Here is a 16,549-nt window from a genome sequence, read left to right as displayed (position 1 = left end):
CATCTGGTGAGCTTGGTTCTTGCGCTGATTACCTGATGCAAACTGTTAACGGATTAATGAAAGTTGGAATTAAAGATCAGCAACTGCTTTGGCTTTCCAAGGAGGTGTCAGCCCGGCTGGATTAGTTTCTTATTTGACCAGTTACTAAATATCATAACCAGTAAATGATATCCAAGTCTGCCAAAGTTTCGTAACTGGGTGCTGCACAATACCTGTAGTCAGTTCGTTGTCCTCAAGCACTGGTTTTTTCTTACTAGGATCAAACCCTTTCGACATAGCTCTGCTCAGTAAACGCTATTTTCAAATACCCAAAATCAACACAGATATCGCGCCTGACTTTTACCGTTAAGTCTTAAAAAGTTTGCTCAGAAGGGATTGTGGAAAAAGCACAGCATACACGGTACAGTAATTGAAATTCGGTATTAAAGGTGACAAGCAATGTTGGATTGGTGGGAGAAAAATTTTGCGACCTGTGAGCTAGGCGATAAGCCTGACGGCATGGCTACGCTTACCGCCGATTGAATGAGCGTGCAATGTCGATAGGCTATGCTCTAAGTCTTGGATTTGGGAAAGCGCTATCGCAAATCTTCAGTGGAGCAACTGTACTCAAGAGAGCATACGAGTTTTTGCTAACCCCAAAGTGGAATTTTCAAGCATTATAGAGCCGCACTGTCAAATGACGGCGGAAACTGTTGCAGAATACGATGTGGTGCTGTGTGTCGGAGACACCAGTTTTCTTGATTATGGCAGCATTGAGGCCAAAAAAGAAGGTTATGGTCGAATGGCACTAAGAAAAGCGCAAATGTATTATTTACAATGGTTTCATCACTTTGGAAAAACGTAGGCTAATGAAGCAGCGATCGCAAACTGAGAGTTACAGATTAGTTTGATTCCCGCCCTTAAAACTATTAGTTTTCTAAACCCCTTGCCAGACAAGTATTGCAGGTTTTCTTTGTGCCATTCGATTATGAGGCAACTTGTAGGCACGACAGCTTAGTGAAATGTTACGCTATCGTTTGGAGGAAGAGTGCATTAAGTCAATTACTTCCAAGTGATATCTGCATTTTGGAAGAGTGGCAATTGAACCACTTGAGTCTGTTTGCCATTATCCAGATTAGCCCTGTGTTGTCACTTTTGGAGAATGCAATAGCCCAAAGGCTAATGGGGCTTTGGTTTCCACTTTTTGTCTATCAATTTTAGTTTCTGTTAGGAAATAAAGCCTTAAACCTTGATTAAATGAACGTTTCAGAATCTTGCTTCGATTATTTTTTTCCGAGAGTGTCAAACCTGATGAACTAATTTCCAACTCACCATCATCAAAATGGCGTAAATAATAAACCGTAGTGGGCGCTGGGGAGCGACTTGACAGATTTTAGCACCTAGCAGAACTCCTGGCACAGAGCCTAGCCAGATAGGTATTACCAAACTCCAATCAACTGTTCCAAGGCTGAGATGACCAAGGGCTGTAAATAGCAGTAAAATTGCTGCGTGTGAAATATCAGTACCCACTAACTTTCGGGCATCAAGGCGGAAAAACCCAATCAGCACTAGGGCAAACATTGAACCTGATGATACGCTAGTTAGACCGACGAAACAGCCCAAAATTGATCCCAAACTGATTGTTAGGAAGCGGCCAAAGTTAGTTTCTAAGTCTAACTTTGGCAGTTCGGGTAAATTAAATGTGGGGAAAAAAGTCAATAACAACAATTGTACTAATGCTAAGGCTGTGACTAGCAAAATCATCATGCCAAGCAAACGCAGCAAGATGTTATCTAGGTTATAGTCACCTGTACTTTTAAGAAAGTGTAAAATTCCTACTCCAAACAGTGAGCCTGGAACACTCCCGAATGCCAGCCATTTGACAACTTCTGTGTCCAGAGTTTTCTGTTCCCAATGCTTGACGCTACCAACAATTTTCATCAATGTGGCAGCCACAACATCAGAACTCACTGCAATGGAAGGCGGAACCTGAAAAACAAAAATCAACATTGGGGTAATGAGAGAGGCTCCGCCAATTCCCGTCAAACCAACGATGATGCCAACAAAGAAGCTTAAGAACGGTAGTAATAAATAGTGCATACTCTTTGGGGGTTTCAGAAAGTCAGCTAGAGCTTCACTGCTAGAGAACAACAACTCAGCCGAATTACAGCCCAGTGGTAGACAGAGCTAGTCATGGCAAGTTATTGATTGTGTTTCTCAAAGGATGAGTGACACAAGGGTTATCCAGCTAGAAGTTATGGCAGAGGATTCCTGCATAACTCAAAACCTGTTTGGAAGTTTTTGGAAGCATGACAACATGTCATTGAGCCGAAACAGACTTTGATAACTGCTTATGGATTAGTTGTTTTGCTCAACTCAACTTCTAACTGGTTTTTCTGCGGTTTTACATATAAAAGCCGGTAAGTGCATCGCCTTACCGTATTTTACCTGAAAACACGATCAAACGTCTAGCGTATTCGCTTTGTATATCGCTATATTCTTTGGATAATACACTGTAGCAGGTTAAAGTTCTTAGGGATGGCTGTTAAAAAAATTACCTCAAAGTTCATAAAAATAAGGGTAATTCACCGAATGGCACGCTTGTAAAGGGAAAATCGTTGAGGCTCTTCGGTGCAGAGGAGCAGGGGAGAAAGAAGAAGTTTTAGGTATTGCGTTCGGATATTTAGAAATTCCCCTCTCCTCTGCACCCTTGCCCCCTGCCCCCTGCCCCTCTGCAATCCTTACGCTACAAACTCTTCAGCTTAACTTAGTGCCATTCGGTAATTCACCATCTGGATAATTCAAAATCATTATAGAAAAGATATATTGCGTCTCTAAATCTGGATTCTGACTGCAATTGGTCAACGCCATAAAACTGATTACAATACTCAAAGTCAAATCCGATTCCTTAGTCTAATCACTCATGGAAAATTTTGTTTTTTACAACCCAGTCAAAATCCTGTTTGGCAAAGGTCAAATCGCCAATATTGCTGCTGAAATTCCTGCTAATGCCAAAATTCTTATTACCTACGGTGGCGGTAGCATCAAAACTAACGGTGTTTATGACCAGGTGAAGTCTGCGTTGTCTGGACGAAATGTAGTTGAGTTTGGTGGAATCGAACCCAATCCTCACCTGGAAACCCTCTTGAAAGCGGTTGAAATAGTACGGAATGAGGGAATAGACTTTCTACTTGCTGTCGGTGGTGGTTCTGTTTTGGATGGCACTAAGTTTATTGCTGCTGCGGTTCCCTTTGTGGGCAATCCTTGGGATATCCTCGCCAAGAATTCACCTGTAAAGGCTGCTGTGCCCTTCGGTACAGTTTTGACTTTACCTGCAACTGGTTCGGAAATGAATACTAATTCGGTTGTTACGAAGTGGGAAACCCAAGAAAAATTACCTTTCAGCAGTCCTTTGGTGTTTCCTCGTTTTTCTGTTCTCGACCCAGAATCGACTTTTTCCCTACCTGTACGGCAAATTAGTAATGGAATTGTTGATGCTTATACCCATGTGATGGAACAGTATTTGACTTATCCGGTCAATGCGCCACTACAAGACCAGATGGCTGAATCAATCTTAAAAACGCTGATTGAGGAGGGGCCAAAAACTTTAGCTAATCCCCAAGACTACGATGCACGGGCTAATGTGATGTGGTCTGCGACATTGGCACTCAATGGGTTAATTGGTGTAGGAGTACCCCAAGATTGGGCAACTCACATGATTGGGCATGAATTAACAGCACTGCATGGTTTGGATCATGCTCAAACTTTGGCTATTGTGCTACCCAGCACCCTGACAATTAAACGCGATCGCAAATGGCAAAAACTCCTACAATATGCCCAGCGAGTTTGGGGAATTATTGATGGTAGTGAGGAAGAACGGGTTACTGAAGCGATCGCTAAAACTCGCCATTTCTTCGAGTCTGTTGGTGTACGCACCCGCTTATCTGATTATGGTGTTGGACTTGATACCATTCCTGTAATTATTGAGCGTTTTGAAAAGCGCGGTACTGTAGCTTTGGGCGAATATAAAGATGTTAATTCTCAGGTAGTCGAGCAGATTTTAACTCTTTCAGCCTAAACCGTGCGGTACGCCAACATACCCGATCGCTCCACCAGGACGCGCAATGCCGATCACCGTTGTCATTGCAGCTTCACTGCCAACACACTCAAGTACTGACTCTGCACCGAATGGCACCAAGAAAAGCTGAAACCTCGTCAGGGCAAGGTGTGGGAGGGATGGGAGGTTTGTTGCTTTTTTCTATCTCCCCACTATCCCACACTCCCCACACCCAAAAAGCCAGTTAGGGACTTCCAAGAAATAAATTATCCAAATGAAACGAACCACAGAGACACAGAGAACACAGAGGAATGAGGAGGAGAGAGTTTTTTCGTCAGTTTTTTGAGTATTTTTTTATTTGGAAGTCCCTTATATCAGGGCTTTGTGATTAACTTAGTGCCATTTCCCCATCACCAACGACTGCAACTATCACTGCACCGTTTGACCGCCATCAACAACCAAGGTGTGTCCGATGACGAATGCAGCCGCGTCCGAACACAGCCAGACGACGGCATTGGCAATTTCTTCGGGCTGTCCCATCCGTCCGACCGGCTCCTCTGAGATTACCTGCTCGCGTCCTTCAGCAGTGCCACCAGTGAAACGAACCATCATCGGTGTGTCAATGTAACCGGGGGCAACGGCGTTGACGCGGATATTCTGCGAGGCGTAGTCGAGAGCCGCCGACTTGGTGAGTCCGATCACGCCGTGTTTTGCGGCGGTGTATGCGGCTCCGCCCTTAATGCCTATGACCCCGGCACCTGATGACGTGTTCACGATTGCGCCGCCGCCTTGCTTGAGTAGCAGCGGAATTTCATACTTCATGCACAGAAAAACGCCACGCAGGTCGGTGTCTACGATCCGATCCCACTCTTGCTCTTCGATTTCTGCTGTTGCTGCATTCTTCTGCTCTACACCAGCATTGTTGAAGGCAAAGTCCAGCCGTCCGAAGGTCTCGATGGCCTTGTCAAGAGCCGCCTTCACATCCTCGGCACGCGTCACATCACACTTTACGGCGATCGCCTGTCCGCCGAGTTCCTCGATCTTGCGGGCAGTTTCTTGATTGCCCTGTTCTGAAACGTCAGCGACCACCACATTAGCACCCTCACGGGCAAATGCAAGCGCCGTAGCTCTACCAATGCCGTTCGCTGCTCCAGTCACAAACGCAACTTTTCCTGTATAGTTTCTATTCTCGTTTGTTGTCATTATTTTCCTTAAAATCTTTGTTCTACAAGTAGGACTTTTCTGCCAGTGCAAATTTGGGCATTGCTGAATGACGCTATGTTTGCCCCGATCCCTAACCCTTCTTTTGTGGTAGAAGAGCGCTAAAAATCTTGTTCCCTCTCCCAACGGGAAAGGACTAGTGGTGCGCCATACAAACTTTGCATGGTGGTTAGCGGAGGGGCAGAGGGGCGGAGGGGCGGAGGGGCAGAGGGGCAGAGGGGCGGAGGGGCGGAGGGGCAGAGGGGCAGAGGGGCAGAGGGGCGGAGGGGCGGAGGGGCGGAGGGGCAGAGGGGAAAGAACTTGGTATTTGAACTCTTCCCTGCTCCCCTGCTCCCCCGCCTGCCCTCACCTGGCAATTTTGGGTTGCCAGACCACTAGGGTGAAGGCAGATTCAGCAATGCTCCAATCCGCATTACTCTGCTGTTACTTCATTCAGGCATTTCAACGCATTCAGAGTTCGGGGATAGCCGACCCAGGGCAACAATTGGGTGATGATATCTAGCAGTAGGTCTTTGCCATTTCCAACATTCAGATTGCCTTGAATGTGTCCCTTTATCTGTGATTCAACTCCACCCAGGGCGATGAGGATGGAAAGTGTGATCAGTTCTTTAACTTTGATGTCGAGACCATTGCGGGTATAATAATCGCCAAAGCAGTTGGCAGAGAGAAACCTCTGAATGTGCAGTTGGTCTTTGGGCGATCGCTGATACATTTGATCGATCGTCTCGCCAAATATCTCTTTCTGTACAGCTAATCCCTTGTCATAACGGGTTTCTGGACTAGTGGTTGATTGTCCTTCTAAAGGTAATTGGATGCCCCGATGCGTCAGTATTTCATTGGTGGCATGAACGAAATCAAATGCTTTTGCCATCCCTACGTAGGGCACTGCTTGATACACAATCTCTTTGATTTCAACGGGCGTTACTCCGATATTGAGTGCAGCGCCCACCATAATTTTGAATTCGTTCACAGCCTGACTGCCAATCATAGATGCCAAAATCAGCATTACCCTTGTCTTTGTATCCAGCTTGCTCAGACTAATGACTTCATCGAAGGCGAAGTTATCAAAGACTTCGATCAGTTCAGGGTCAGTGACTTTCAGGGTCGATTTGTGGTTTGGAAACAGTTCTTCATGATTTTTGTGTGCTGCTTCACTAATCCTCTGTGAGGATTGAGTTCTGTCCTTCTGCGGTGTATTAGTCATACTTAACTCCTTGGAGTCAAAGTTCTGTGGTTAAGATTCCGTCTACAATCCTGTTCTTTTTTCCAACGCTTCTCGGTAAGGTTTTAACGACCCGTCATTTGCTCCAGCTTTTCGGGATATCTAGCCCCTTGTACTTCGATCTTGGCGGCAGCCTCATCGATGTCACGCAGATCGGCGGACGTAAGTTCAACGGAGACTGCGCCCATGTTTTCCTCTAGGCGATGCAGCTTTGTGGTGCCTGGGATGGGAACAATCCACGGCTTTTGAGCCAGCAGCCAAGCAAGCGCGATCTGAGCCGGGGTCGCCTGCTTTCGTTCAGCAATCCTGCCCAGCAAATCGACCAGCGCCTGGTTCGTCTTCCGAGCTTCGGGCGTGAAGCGCGGGATAGTGTTGCGGAAGTCGGACTCGTCCAGCTTAGTGTTCTCGTCGATCTTCCCCGTGAGAAAGCCTTTACCCAAAGGACTGTAAGGAACAAAGCCAATTCCCAGTTCCTCCAAAGTTGGGATCACTTCCGCTTCAGGCTTTCTCCACCACAGTGAGTATTCGCTCTGGAGTGCCGTTATCGGTTGAACGGCGTGGGCGCGACGGATTGTTTGCACGCCTGCTTCAGAAAGTCCAAAGTGTTTTACCTTCCCTTCCTGGATCAAGTCCTTCACCGCTCCTGCCACGTCTTCGATCGGCACGTCTGGGTCAACCCGGTGCTGATAGAGCAGGTCTATTGCATCAACCTTCAGCCTTTTAAGTGAACCTTCAACCACAGTTTTGATGTGTGCCGGGCTGCTGTCTAACGCATTCCAACGAGCTTCGTCCTTTGTCGCAGGCTTAAAGCCAAATTTGGTTGCGATCGCCACTTGCCCCCGAAAAGGAGCCAGGGCTTCTCCCACCAGTTCTTCATTGACAAAGGGGCCATACACTTCAGCCGTATCGAAAAACGTCACTCCTCTTTCGACCGCTGAATGGATCAGGGAGATCATCTCACTCCTATCAGGCAAGGGAGTATAGGAAAAGCTCATACCCATGCAGCCCAAGCCGATCGCTGAGATTTCTAAATTGCTGTTTCCCAGTTTGCGTGTTTGCATTATTTTTCTCCAGTTATTCAGATTTTAGGGATGCCATATCAATCACGAAGCGGTACTTCACATCGGACTTGAGCAGGCGATTGTAGGCTTCGTTGACTTTCTGGATAGGAATCACTTCGACATCCGCAGTGATGTTGTGCTTGCCGCAAAAATCAAGCATTTCTTGAGTTTCGGGAATGCCACCAATGTTAGAGCCGGAGAGACTGCGACGCGCCACAATCAGGCTGAATGCCGCAACTTCCAGAGGCTTCGGAGGTGCGCCAACAAGGGTGATATTGCCGTCGCGCCCCAGCAGGTTGAGATAGGCATTGATGTCATGCTTGGCAGAAACGGTATCAAGGATGAAATCGAAGCTGCCAGCGTGTTTCTGCATCTCGTCAGCATTGCGAGAGACGACCACTTCATCCGCACCGAGGCGGAGTGCGTCTTCCTTTTTATCGGGTGAGGTGGTAAAGACGACAACATGGGCACCAAACGCACGGGCAAATTTCACGCCCATGTGCCCCAGTCCACCCAGACCGACGATGCCGACTTTCTTGCCCTCAGTCACACCCCAGTGACGCATGGGTGAATAGGTTGTGATCCCAGCGCAGAGCAACGGCGCAGTCCCAGCCAGATCGAGGTTAGGAGGAATGCGCAGAACGAAACGTTCATCGACGACAATGCTATCGGAGTAGCCCCCGTAAGTAACCGGAGCAGTCTTATGCTTGTCGGGGGAGTTGAAGGTGAGAACCTGATTCGGGCAGAAATTTTCAAGACCCGCTTTGCAGTTAGGACAGGTACCATCGGAGTCCACTAAACAGCCAATCGCAGCCAGATCGCCGAGCTTGTACTTCGTCACTGCCGAGCCAACTTTAGTGACACGCCCGACGATCTCGTGACCTGGGACAATCGGATAAGTAGTGGGCAAGAATTCGCTCCACTCATTACGGACTGAATGAACATCAGAGTGACAGATACCGCAGAAGAGAATTTCGATCTGAACATCCTGTTCGGTTGGATCGCGCCGTGCGATAGTGTCGGAGGCTAGCGATGATGTGGCACTGGCTGCGGTATATGCTTTTGTTTTGTACATGAATAGATAGTCCTATTTATTTACGTTTGATATCTGGTATTGCTCGTCACTGACCAGTCCACTGGCTTACCGTCGATCGCGTCCTGAAGGGCAATGTGCAGGTAGATCGCCGAATTTTAGATTTAAAAAGGTCTGAGAGCAAGCGAATTTAAACGCGAGAATAAATCTAAAATCTAAAATTACTTGACAGAGCTAACGAATAGCTATAAATACACTTATTTCTTTCTCTTCCCCTGCCTCCCCTGCATCCCCTGCTCCCCCTGCTCACAAAATCGCATTGCTCCCCTCGAACAGGGGGTCGATGCGGACAGTGCCGGTAAAATAATCGTCCGATCCTTTGGCGGAAGGCTGTGAGCCACTTCGTTTGATGTCCATATCTTTATTCCTTTACTTGATATCCTGCATGGTTGGTATCCCAATCGTACAGATTAAGTAGCGATCGCCTCCTCTATCAGTAGGAATGGGATTTTTTAAGAAGCAAGATTAGCCTTGATACCTTACAAAGTTGCCAGTAGGTAAATCTCTTGCCCAATCAAAACAACGTTTTCTCCTAGATAAAAATCCAGAATGCTTACAATCAGCCGGAATCACTTTCATTGCTTTAGTCTCATTCTAAGAATCCTCAAGCACAAGCAATAGAACGATCGTCTAAGATCGTTGTACAATCCTGCAAACTTAGAAAAAAATGCTACTAAAACGAAAGAGAAGTCCAATATGGATTTAATCAACGACCAGCACGTAAAGCGCGAGGCAGATAGAGTGCAAGCCAACCGAGACGAATTAGCCCAGCGCATCTCGCAGGCGATTCGCGCTGATGGAACGATCGAGCCGCTCAAGGGCTTGTATCTTCATCGATTCTCCTCGTCTAGGTCTGCCTGTCATGCTGTTTCTATCCCAGCCTTTTGTGTAATCGCCCAGGGCAGTAAAGAAGTGCTTCTAGGGAGCGATCGCTATCAGTACGATCCTGCACATTATCTGCTGGCGACGGTCGAATTGCCGATTATGAGCCAAATTCTAGAAGCATCCAAAGCGCAACCGTTCCTGAGCCTTCGCCTCGATCTCGATTCCACCCTGGTCGGTTCAGTCATGGTCGAGGCAAGCTATCCCGCATTCCAAAGTCGTACCAATGTCAAAGCGATCGACGTGAGTCCACTAGATACACCACTGCTCGATGCCGTTGTCCGGCTCGTTCGGCTGGTGGACACGCCCGCCGAAGCGCGAGTTCTGATGCCGCTGGTCGCACGGGAAATTATTTACCGACTCCTGATTGGAGAGCAAGGCGCGCGGCTTCGTCATATTGCCGTTCTAGGCGGCTACACCCACCACATTGCTCTTGCCGTCGAGCGACTTCGTAAAGACTTTAAGGAACCTCTGCGGATTGAAAGCATCGCCCGAGAGATGGGAATGAGTGTCTCAGGCTTCCACCATCACTTCAAGTCTGTCACTGCTATGAGTCCCTTGCAGTTCCAGAAGCAACTGCGGCTCCAGGAAGCTCGCCGGCTGATGCTGGGGGAAAACTTTGACGCTACCAGTGCTGCTTACCATGTAGGTTATGACGATGCCTCGCACTTCAACCGGGAGTACAAGCGGTTGTTTGGCGCACCACCGATGCGCGATGTGGAGCGGTTGCGAGAAGCTGTTAGGGGATAAATATTTTTTGTCTAATTCATCGACGCGCAATTGCTGCGATTTAGAAGTACGCTTCAATTAAAAATCTCATAATTGAAGTTATGAGAATTCTCTTTTTACTTATTAAAAAGAGCCAGCAATCATCCCAGCAAGTAGGATAAAACCAATCCACACGTTTTGCCGAAACATCTCACCATAAACAGGATTAGGTAAGTCTTGCTGTCTTAATCGCAGAGACTGCCAAACCCATCCGATAGTTGCAACTGCAAGGCTAACCCAGAAGGCAAAGTGCAGATGTATGAGGATACCTAACCAAGACAATAACAAAATTGTGCCAGCAAAGAAAATTCCAATAGCGATAGGGGCATAATTCCCGAAAAATAAGGCACTAGAATTAACACCAATGCGGCGATCGTCTTCCTTGTCGCTCATGGCGTAAACTGTATCAAATCCCAATGTCCACAGTACGGTTGCGCCCCAAAGTAACCAAGTTGGTTGGGAGATAGTTTGGGTAACTGCACTCCAGCTAATTAATACCCCAAAACCCCAAGCGATTGAAAGCACGAGTTGCGGTACAGGAAACACCCGCTTTGCGCCTGGATAAAGCACAATTACGGGCACTGCTGCGACACATAACCAGAAACTCAGGGGGTTAAGGTAAAAGGCCAGGATAGCTGCACATACTAGGGATACGATCGCAACTACAATCCCAACTTTCACAGACAAGGCGCGAGAAGCGAGGGGGCGATCGCGTGTTCTCTCTACTTGTGGATCGATATCCCGATCCCACAAATCATTGACAACGCATCCAGCCGCACTCGTGGCCAGAGTACCCAATATAATCACGCCAACCAGAGGTAAAGGCGGTTTCCCTGAAGCTGCCAAAAACACAGCCCAAAGGGCAGGAATCATTAAAATTAACCGTCCTTCTGGTTTATGCCAGCGCAAAAGCCGGATAATTACAAGCCAAACTGGTTTCTGGGGGCGTTCTGGTGTCCTTAACATAGGATTGGGGATTGGGGATTGGGGAAGGTGGGGCCGGATTTCTCACCACATCTCGATTAAGACTGGGCTTGAGCAGGGGAGTAGGGGAGTAGGGGGGCAGGGGGGCAGGGGAGCAGGGGAGCAGGGGAGCAAGGGAGCAGTAGAGAGTTCAAATACCAAGTTCTTTCCCCTCTGCCCCTCTGCCCCTCCGCTCCTCTGCCCCTCCGCCCCTCAAGCTTGTGAGAAATGCGAGTGAGGATAAGGAGGATGGGGCATGGGTTATTCTCATTCTCTTCTTTGTGTCCTTCATCCTTGCCATTACCCATTCCAATGCCTAGTTCACACATCTTTACATCTATAGAATAACGTTATTTGTTATTTGTAAAAACATCATCTAAAGTAGCAACTTTAAATATCTTTAAACAGTCACTAGCGTTAGGAGCATTAGGGTGAATATACTTACCTCAGTTGCCCTCAACGAAACTGAGTTGCGAGTGCTGAGTATTTTTACTCAATACGGGCTAAATCCCCGCTACTGCTAACAGCACTTAGTCAGAGTAAGTGAGTTTTAATTAATATCAGTGCCAGCTACTCCGACATACCACCGTTTGCCATCATTTCTTAATAGAGAGAGAAAACTAGATGCAGAATTTAGTTTCGGCTAGCTGGGAGAGTGTTCCAACTCAACCACCTAAGCAAGATAGGATTATTGCTGCCATTGACTTGGGAACAAATTCTCTACACATGGTAGTAGTCAAAATTGACCCCACGCTACCAGCCTTCAGTATTATCGCCAAAGAAAAAGAAACTGTTAGACTTGGCGATCGCAATCTTACCACTGGAGAACTCAAACCAGAGATCATTAAAAAGGCGATCGCTGCTTTAAGACGCTTCCAAGAAGTTGCCAAAACCATCAATACGGAAACAATCATTGCTGTGGCAACTAGTGCCGTGCGCGAAGCCCCCAATGGTAAAGATTTTTTGCACAGAGTAGAAAAGGAGTTGGGTTTAAGCGTTAACTTGATTTCTGGTCAAGAAGAAGCGCGACGAATCTACCTTGGCGTGTTGTCGGGGATGGAATTTCATAACCAACCCCATATCATTGTTGATATTGGCGGTGGTTCGACAGAATTAATTTTGGGCGATAGTCACCAAGCACGCACTCTCACCAGTACCAAAGTCGGTGCAGTACGACTCACTGGCGAGTTAATCACCACCGATCCCATCAGCAACACTGAGTTTCAGTATCTGCAAGCATACGCACGCGGGATGTTAGAACGTTCCGTGGATGAGGTATTAGCAAATTTCCAGATTGAGGAATCTCCCCGTTTGGTGGGTACATCTGGCACGATTGAAACCCTGGCGATGATTCATGCACGAGAAAATTTAGGTGTTATTCCTTCCACTCTTAATGGCTACCAGTTTAGTCTTAAAGACTTGCAAGAGTTGGTAAATCGCTTGCGGAAACTGAGTAATTCAGAAAAGATTGAGATTCCTGGTATGCCTGATAAGCGGTCTGAAGTTATACTGGCTGGTGCAGTAATATTACAGAAAGTAATGACCCTTTTGGGTAGTGAATCCATCACAGTTTGTGAGCGTTCTCTGAGGGAAGGCGTAATCGTAGACTGGATGTTAGCCCACGGTTTAATTGAAGATAAGCTTCGCTACCAAAGTTCAGTTCGGGAGCGGAATGTTTTAAAAATTGCTAGTAAATACCACGTCAATTTAGAATATAGCGATCGCGTCGCCAAGTTTGCCAAGAGTTTATTTGACCAAACTCAAGGTACGTTACATCATTGGGGATCTGACGAGCGACAACTGTTGTGGACAGCCGCAATATTACACAATTGCGGGCATTATGTCAGTCACTCGTCTCATCACAAGCACTCTTACTATTTAATTCGCAATGGTGAATTACTTGGTTACACAGAAACCGAGATTGAAATCATAGCCAATTTAGCCCGTTATCATCGCAAATCGCCACCCAAGAAAAAACATGAAATTTACCAGAGTATGCTGACTAAAGAGCAATGCCAAATGGTTAGTCAATTGAGTGCCATTCTGAGATTAGCGGTGGCATTAGACAGACGACAAATTGGTGCGATCGCTCAAGTGCAATGTGAGTATTATCAACAACTTCAGCAGGTAAACCTGCTAATTTTTCCATCTCAACCTGATGATGACTGTGCTTTAGAACTTTGGAGCTTAGATTATAAAAAAGGAATATTTGAAGAAGAATTTGGAGTAAAACTAGTAGCTAGTTTAGAAAAGTCCAGCGTTGCTAACTTGTTTTAGAAAGTAGAGTGCGTTATACTAGGCTAACGCACACTTTACAAAAAAAGATTATTCATCTCAAGATAATTTCATAATTAAAATAGACCTAATATTTAAATTTTGGCATCCTACTTAAGGTTCAATTTATAAACTGTCCTAAGAAGTATTTAAAAATAAAGACTAGTAATTAGAATAGAATTAACAATCTATTTTATATAGGTTATGTTGCTATTGGATACTTAAGTCGGGAAAACTTAGGTATCCTTATCTAAAATTTCAATAAAGCAGTTAAGACTGCTTGCTTTTCTGCACTAAATCGCTCCAATCGCAGAGAAGCAAGGGCGTTGCTTATGTGACAAAAGTTTGTTTATATAGCAATACCTACTTGAGTTGGATTCCAATGACTATCTGCGGCTAAGGAACGTAGATTAAATAAAGTGTAAAAGTAGGGTAGCGGAGCGTAAGAGGTTGAATGAACAAGTCCTTGGCTGTGATTTTAGGCACTTATTGATCCCCCCTAACCCCCCTTAAAAAGGGGAGAACCAGAATCAAAGTCCCCCTTTTTAAGGGGAGCCACTGCGGTCTTGGGGTCTCCCCAAGTGGAGCATGTGGCGTGGATTTAGGGGGATCTAAAACTTTTGATACCGATAAGAGGACTTTTTAAACATCCTCTAACCTCGACTTTATCCATTTTTTTGCAACGCTCAAGCTTACTTTGAAAGCCTTGCGGGACGCTAGTTTTACTTTTTCGTTTTCACCGATAATCAGTGATATGGAAAAAGTTTTTGCCGAAAAGCTAGGGTTTTGCCGATACAAGAGAAGCAAGTTCTTAATTTTGGATAAAGTCGAGCTAACGCACTATTCTCCGTTCCATCAGAATTGCAGATTATTAAATTTGCATTCATAAGAAAATTGCCAAGTAAGGTTCAAAAACATCTCGGATATCGCCCAAGATAAGGTTGAGGCGATCCAAACTACGAATAGACGTGCTTTTATAATTACCCAAGGAATGTTTATAACCACCAAAAAGCAGGTTACTAATCTTGTGTTTAAGTTTTTGCATCAATGTGCTTTGGTCTGATTTAGTTACTATTACTAGTAAATCTTAATGAGATGTACATTCGTCTATTTCTTCAGACTGATTATTAGGAAAAAAATCAAATAAAATACATGATTTAAGGATGATTTCGTCGTCTAAAATTTGCCATGAGTAAGAAATGTATAATAATTAGGCTTTTATTAGCAATACCTTGAGGAATAGACAAACAAATATTATTCTTTGATAGCTCCTGTTGCGAAAATTTTAATAAATACTAATCAGACTGGGGATAGATTCCAAATAAATGAGAAAATTACAAAAATATAGTTATAAATATTAATACTTTCCGGTTTTGGATGAAATACTCTGTCGCTATTCCTGGAGATGAAAAAATGGTTTTTATGGAAAGTAAAGGCTTGTTCTTCATTGCTGACTTTCCATCTGTACAACTAGATAAAGACTTTTCTCAAACTTTAGTTCAAATACCACCATCACCGGATTGTGAAGTTTGTGTAATTGTTCCAGTTCGCAATGAAGCTCAGACATTAGCAGCAACCCTTAGTGCCCTAATATATCAGGTTGATTTAGAAGGACAGCTTTTAGATCCTAGACGTTACGAAATAATTTTGTTGGCAAATAATTGTAGCGATGATTCAGCAGCTATAGCTCGAAGTTTGGCTCAACAAAATCCACATATAGCACTGCATGTAGTTGAAAAAAGTCTGCCTGCTGCGGAAGCTTATATTGGTCGAGTGCGTCAGATTTTGATGGATGAAGCATATCGCCGTTTGTGTAGCTTAGGACGCACAAGGGGGGTAATTGCTTCAACTGATGGAGATTCTCAAGTAACTCCAACTTGGATTGCTGCCAATCTATACGAAATTAACTGTGGTGCGGATGCTGTTGGTGGGCGAATTGTCCTTCATAGCACTGGTCTTGCCGATCTAGACCTTTACGCCAGAGCTTGCCATCTGCGGGAAGTAGGCTACCGCTATTTAATTACCGAATTAGAAACTTATCTCGATCCCGACCCTTATGACAACTTTCCCCGCCATTATCAGCACTATGGAGCAAGTTTGGCAGTCACAGCAGAAATGTATGCACTGGCAGGAGGCTTACCACCAGTGCGGACTCCTGAAGATGTAGCTTTTTACCGGGCTTTGGTACGGGTAAATGCCCGGTTTCGCCACAGTCCCTTAGTGCGGGTAGTAACTTCGGCGAGGCAAAACGGACGTACAAATGTTGGTTTAGCAAATCAGTTGAATGAATGGATAGAAATGGGACGGCAGCAGCAACCATTTCTAGTGGAGCCAGCAGCAGCTATTGAAACTCGTTTTGTTGCACGCCGCCAATTACGAATGATGTGGTGGTATGTTCTTAATGACTATCCATCAGATTATCCTTGCGTTGCATCCTTGGCAGAGATGCTGGGAATTTCAGCCCAATGGCTTGTGCAGAAATTGACCCAACCTTATACCTTTGGTCAATTGTTTGAAGAAGTCGAAGAACGCCAGCAGTCAGAAGGAACTTGGGCTTCGCGCTGGAAACTCGTGGAAATTCAACAAGCAATTGGAGATTTGCGCTTGCGTCTTGAGAGTTTGCGGCTCAGTTGGAGTAAACTCCAAGAGAATAATTTGACCCCGAATTATTTAGAACTACATAAAGAGCAGTACGCTGTGGGAAGCTTACGCAACACTGAGGTTAGCGCGTCACAATAGGGAAGCGCTACGAGCCTTGATGCTTCTTAGGGATTTCCAAAGAATAAATTATCCCAAAAAACGAACCACTCCAGACAATAGAGTTGCCAGTGCGTTGCGGGGGTTCCCCCCGTTATAGCACCTGGCGCAACACAGAGAGAAAAGATTAAGAGGATTTATGTGTCAGTTTTGGAATATTTTTTATTTGGAAGTCCCTTATACAGCACTTGCGTCTGTTATGAGGTACACTAAATTAAAATATAAATACCTTTAAATGAAGTCATACTCTGTCGAGCTTCGAGAAAAGATAG

Annotated in this window: 15 protein-coding genes; 6 read left to right on the top strand and 9 right to left on the bottom strand. The window is 45.5% G+C overall.

What is annotated here, in order from left to right; genetic code table 11:
• Positions 1-144 precede the first annotated feature (144 nt).
• A complete protein-coding gene (locus V7K42_RS09175) occupies positions 145-276 on the bottom strand; it encodes a hypothetical protein (RefSeq protein ID WP_334915489.1) in 132 nt (43 codons plus the stop codon).
• A 257-nt stretch (positions 277-533) separates the two neighbouring features.
• On the opposite strand from V7K42_RS09175, the gene V7K42_RS28935 reads away from it, so the two are divergent.
• Complete coding sequence (locus V7K42_RS28935; protein WP_442938551.1) at positions 534-662, top strand: IS4/Tn5 family transposase DNA-binding protein; 129 nt, start codon at positions 534-536, stop codon at positions 660-662.
• A gap of 14 nt (positions 663-676) precedes the next feature.
• Complete coding sequence (locus tag V7K42_RS09170) at positions 677-844, top strand: hypothetical protein (RefSeq protein ID WP_334915491.1); 168 nt, start codon at positions 677-679, stop codon at positions 842-844.
• A 437-nt stretch (positions 845-1,281) separates the two neighbouring features.
• On the opposite strand, the gene V7K42_RS09165 is transcribed toward V7K42_RS09170, so the two are convergent.
• Positions 1,282-2,079 (bottom strand): sulfite exporter TauE/SafE family protein, encoded by a 798-nt coding sequence (locus V7K42_RS09165; RefSeq protein WP_334915488.1) that lies wholly within the window; start codon positions 2,077-2,079, stop codon positions 1,282-1,284.
• Between the two features lie 823 nt (positions 2,080-2,902).
• Here V7K42_RS09165 and V7K42_RS09160 point away from each other — a divergent pair.
• Positions 2,903-4,057 (top strand): iron-containing alcohol dehydrogenase, encoded by a 1,155-nt coding sequence (locus V7K42_RS09160; RefSeq protein WP_334915487.1) that lies wholly within the window; start codon positions 2,903-2,905, stop codon positions 4,055-4,057.
• Here the strand turns inward: V7K42_RS09160 and V7K42_RS09155 are convergent.
• From V7K42_RS09155 to V7K42_RS09135, 5 genes are all read right to left on the bottom strand, one after another.
• Positions 4,049-4,174, bottom strand: a complete 126-nt coding sequence (locus tag V7K42_RS09155; protein ID WP_334915485.1) for a hypothetical protein — start codon at positions 4,172-4,174, stop codon at positions 4,049-4,051. The two genes, V7K42_RS09160 and V7K42_RS09155, sit on opposite strands and share 9 nt — an antisense overlap.
• Before the next feature lie 291 nt (positions 4,175-4,465).
• Positions 4,466-5,239: an SDR family oxidoreductase gene (locus V7K42_RS09150; protein WP_334915483.1), complete on the bottom strand. Its 774-nt coding sequence runs from the start codon at positions 5,237-5,239 to the stop codon at positions 4,466-4,468.
• Between the two features lie 430 nt (positions 5,240-5,669).
• Positions 5,670-6,461 carry a carboxymuconolactone decarboxylase family protein gene (locus V7K42_RS09145; protein ID WP_334915481.1) on the bottom strand — a complete coding sequence of 264 codons (792 nt, stop codon included), beginning with the start codon at positions 6,459-6,461 and terminating at the stop codon, positions 5,670-5,672.
• Between the two features lie 83 nt (positions 6,462-6,544).
• Positions 6,545-7,540 (bottom strand): aldo/keto reductase, encoded by a 996-nt coding sequence (locus tag V7K42_RS09140; protein WP_334915479.1) that lies wholly within the window; start codon positions 7,538-7,540, stop codon positions 6,545-6,547.
• Positions 7,541-7,553: 13 nt separating this feature from the next.
• Entirely contained in the window at positions 7,554-8,615 is a 1,062-nt protein-coding gene (locus V7K42_RS09135) for an NAD(P)-dependent alcohol dehydrogenase (protein WP_334915477.1), read from the bottom strand.
• Between the two features lie 714 nt (positions 8,616-9,329).
• On the opposite strand from V7K42_RS09135, the gene V7K42_RS09130 reads away from it, so the two are divergent.
• Positions 9,330-10,265 carry an AraC family transcriptional regulator gene (locus V7K42_RS09130; RefSeq protein WP_334915475.1) on the top strand — a complete coding sequence of 312 codons (936 nt, stop codon included), beginning with the start codon at positions 9,330-9,332 and terminating at the stop codon, positions 10,263-10,265.
• Positions 10,266-10,367: 102 nt separating this feature from the next.
• Here V7K42_RS09130 and V7K42_RS09125 read toward each other — a convergent pair whose 3' ends face one another.
• Positions 10,368-11,249, bottom strand: coding sequence for a 4-hydroxybenzoate solanesyltransferase (locus V7K42_RS09125; protein WP_334915473.1), 882 nt, complete (start codon positions 11,247-11,249; stop codon positions 10,368-10,370).
• A gap of 621 nt (positions 11,250-11,870) precedes the next feature.
• Here V7K42_RS09125 and V7K42_RS09120 point away from each other — a divergent pair.
• Positions 11,871-13,523, top strand: coding sequence for a Ppx/GppA phosphatase family protein (locus V7K42_RS09120; protein ID WP_334915471.1), 1,653 nt, complete (start codon positions 11,871-11,873; stop codon positions 13,521-13,523).
• A gap of 880 nt (positions 13,524-14,403) precedes the next feature.
• Here V7K42_RS09120 and V7K42_RS09115 read toward each other — a convergent pair.
• Entirely contained in the window at positions 14,404-14,565 is a 162-nt protein-coding gene (locus V7K42_RS09115) for a hypothetical protein (RefSeq protein WP_334915469.1), read from the bottom strand.
• Between the two features lie 332 nt (positions 14,566-14,897).
• Here V7K42_RS09115 and V7K42_RS09110 point away from each other — a divergent pair, with 332 nt between their 5' ends.
• The gene (locus V7K42_RS09110) at positions 14,898-16,259 is read left to right on the top strand and encodes a glycosyltransferase family A protein (RefSeq protein ID WP_334915467.1); all 1,362 of its coding nucleotides are present in this window, start codon (positions 14,898-14,900) and stop codon (positions 16,257-16,259) included.
• Positions 16,260-16,549: the final 290 nt, after the last annotated feature.

It is taken from the genome of Nostoc sp. (genome assembly GCF_036917455.1).
GTDB lineage: Bacteria > Cyanobacteriota > Cyanobacteriia > Cyanobacteriales > Nostocaceae > Nostoc.
The sequence above is the reverse complement of the archived record's forward strand: the minus strand, read 5'-3'. Positions and strand labels throughout refer to the sequence as shown.

Excerpts from the sequence above, each read along its gene's own strand:
- V7K42_RS09175 (WP_334915489.1), bottom strand. The coding sequence starts at position 276 with ATGTCGAAAGGGTTTGATCCTAGTAAGAAAAAACCAGTGCTTGAGGAC.
- V7K42_RS28935 (WP_442938551.1), top strand. The coding sequence starts at position 534 with ATGTCGATAGGCTATGCTCTAAGTCTTGGATTTGGGAAAGCGCTATCG.
- V7K42_RS09170 (WP_334915491.1), top strand. The coding sequence starts at position 677 with ATGACGGCGGAAACTGTTGCAGAATACGATGTGGTGCTGTGTGTCGGA.
- V7K42_RS09165 (WP_334915488.1), bottom strand. The coding sequence starts at position 2,079 with ATGCACTATTTATTACTACCGTTCTTAAGCTTCTTTGTTGGCATCATC.
- V7K42_RS09160 (WP_334915487.1), top strand. The coding sequence starts at position 2,903 with ATGGAAAATTTTGTTTTTTACAACCCAGTCAAAATCCTGTTTGGCAAA.
- V7K42_RS09150 (WP_334915483.1), bottom strand. The coding sequence starts at position 5,239 with ATGACAACAAACGAGAATAGAAACTATACAGGAAAAGTTGCGTTTGTG.
- V7K42_RS09145 (WP_334915481.1), bottom strand. The coding sequence starts at position 6,461 with ATGACTAATACACCGCAGAAGGACAGAACTCAATCCTCACAGAGGATT.
- V7K42_RS09140 (WP_334915479.1), bottom strand. The coding sequence starts at position 7,540 with ATGCAAACACGCAAACTGGGAAACAGCAATTTAGAAATCTCAGCGATC.
- V7K42_RS09135 (WP_334915477.1), bottom strand. The coding sequence starts at position 8,615 with ATGTACAAAACAAAAGCATATACCGCAGCCAGTGCCACATCATCGCTA.
- V7K42_RS09130 (WP_334915475.1), top strand. The coding sequence starts at position 9,330 with ATGGATTTAATCAACGACCAGCACGTAAAGCGCGAGGCAGATAGAGTG.
- V7K42_RS09125 (WP_334915473.1), bottom strand. The coding sequence starts at position 11,249 with ATGTTAAGGACACCAGAACGCCCCCAGAAACCAGTTTGGCTTGTAATT.
- V7K42_RS09120 (WP_334915471.1), top strand. The coding sequence starts at position 11,871 with ATGCAGAATTTAGTTTCGGCTAGCTGGGAGAGTGTTCCAACTCAACCA.
- V7K42_RS09115 (WP_334915469.1), bottom strand. The coding sequence starts at position 14,565 with ATGCAAAAACTTAAACACAAGATTAGTAACCTGCTTTTTGGTGGTTAT.
- V7K42_RS09110 (WP_334915467.1), top strand. The coding sequence starts at position 14,898 with ATGAAATACTCTGTCGCTATTCCTGGAGATGAAAAAATGGTTTTTATG.